Origin of the sequence: Chitinophaga sp., from assembly GCF_035564935.1 — a bacterium.
Classification (GTDB): Bacteria; Bacteroidota; Bacteroidia; order Chitinophagales; family Chitinophagaceae; genus Chitinophaga.
Genome location: NZ_DATMTE010000497.1, coordinates 1 through 2,262, shown reverse-complemented (window position 1 = coordinate 2,262; position 2,262 = coordinate 1). Strand labels below are relative to the sequence as shown.

Sequence of the window (2,262 nt, the reverse complement as noted above, 5' to 3'; positions counted from 1 at the left end):
ACTGGTTACCTTAACAAAGTAATTCCCTGACGGTAAATTCGAAAATTCCACTACCCCGTCATTCGCATTTATCGATTTGGCATATATTTCCTGGCCCAATACATTATTTACACTTATAGTATTAATTGTATGGCTATATTTAATGTACAGCACGTCCGAAGTTGGATTTGGATAAAAACTAAGCTTTGCATCATTAAAAGAATTAGTACCCAATGCAACTGAAACCGTTACCGGATATGGAGCGCTGCTACAGCCTTGACTTGTCGTATAGACTGCATAATAAGTAGCTCCGTTCACCAAAGTTGTAGTGCTGTTCAGCGGATTAGTATGTGATATTGCATCTGATTCAGAGGCATACCAGACAACAGTTGACGGACTGATAACAATATCAGAGATTGTTGCATCACCGGAAACATCAACGGTTATTATCTGGGACGATTCACCAACCGGAGATTCCGAATTGTTTATGGTTAAATTTAATATTGCCGTGTTGGTACATCCGGAAGCGTTAGTTGTAACATGGGTGTACGTTCCACTCGTTGTGTAAGTCGTTCCATTTGCTGCCCAGGTATAACTGTTGCAGGCCGTTTCGGTAAGGCTTGATGTCGTGCTGTTGTTGATAGTAAGGTTCAGCGTTGCGGTGTTCGTGCATCCCGAAGCGTTGGTCGTAACATGGGTGTAGTTTCCGCTCGTTGTGTAAATCGTTCCGTTTGCCGCCCAAGTATAACTGTCGCAGGCCGTTTCGGTAAGGCTTGATGTCGTGCTGTTGTTGATAGTAAGGTTCAGCGTTGCAGTGTTCGTGCATCCGGAAGCGTTGGTCGTAACATGGGTGTAGGTTCCGCTCGTTGTATAAGTCGTTCCGTTTGCCGCCCAGGTATAACTATCGCAGGCCGTTTCGGTAAGGCTTGATGTCGTGCTGTTGTTGATAGTAAGGTTAAGCGTTGCGGTGTTCGTACATCCGGAAGCGTTGGTCGTAACATGGGTGTAGGTTCCGCTCGTTGTATATGTCGTTCCGTTTGCCGCCCAGGTATAACTGTCGCAAGCCGTTTCTGTAACGCTTGATGTCGTACTGTTATTGATCGTAAGGTTCAGGGTTACGGTATTCGGGCATCCGGAAGCGTTAGTCGTTACGTTGGTGTATGTTCCGCTCGTCGTGTAGGTCGTCCCGTTTTCGGCCCAGGTATAGCTGTCGCAAGCCGTTTCGGTAACGCTTGATGTTGTACTGTTGTTGATAGTCAAATGCAATTCATTACTGGTAACCGAATCGATATAGATTCCGCTTGTAGTATAAGTTATTCCAGTAGCTGCCCATGTATAGCTGTCACAGGCCGTTTCAGTTACGATCGTACTTCCCGGACAGGCAATCAATGTCGGCACCAGCAGTCGCGCCGTAAGCCCGTCACCCAATTGCGAGTAATTGTTATAGCCCCAAGTCCAGAATGAACCATCATTTTTTATAGCTGCACCAAATAGTGAGCTTGTACCTACTGAAATGGTATGCCAGTCATTTTGAGTACCAATTTGAGTAGGAACCAAAACATTCGCAGTGCTTGCCCCTTGGCCCAGTTGGTTGAATGTACCCTCTCCCCATGACCACATCGTACCGTCAGTTTTCTTGCCAATACTGAAGAAAAAACCTGCCTTAGCACTTTCCCAGTTAGTGTCAGTTCCAACTTGCGTAGGTGTATAGTTTCCAGCAGCAGTAGTACCGATGCCTAATTGGCCACGCCCGTTCGTTCCCCATGCCCAAAGTGTCCCATCCGTTTTTACGGCTAAGGCATGGTTTACACCACGGCTTACACTCTTCCAGTTGGTGGCTGTTCCAAGCTGAACAGGTGAAGTTTTGTCGGCGTCCGTTCCATCACCAACCAGAAAGCCTTCGCCCCAACCCCAAAGCGTACCATCAGTTTTTACAGCGATTGTGATATTGTTTCCTGCAGAAACACTCTTCCAACCCGTTCCAATAAGTCTGGGAGTGGACCTGTTGCTACGGCTACCGTCACCTAACTGCCCATGATCGTTGAGCCCCCAGGCATACATGGTTCCATCATTTGTAATTGCCACCGTATGATCATATCCTGCAGCTACGCTAGACCAGATATTACTTGAAGATACTTGAGTTGGGGTGGTTCTGTTAGTAGTATTACCAAGCCCTAACTGCCCGCTGGAATTAAAACCCCATGTCCAGAGCGTCCCATCTGCTTTTATGGCTACTGTATGGAATTGCCCGCCTTCTATACTTTGCCAGTTTGAAGCAGTGCC

The 2,262-nt window shown here is 46.8% G+C and carries 1 protein-coding gene; it reads right to left on the bottom strand.

Annotated features, from left to right (window positions below):
- A partial coding sequence (locus VN105_RS12720) for a T9SS type A sorting domain-containing protein (protein WP_325641409.1) occupies positions 1-2,262 on the bottom strand: 2,262 nt, incomplete at both ends.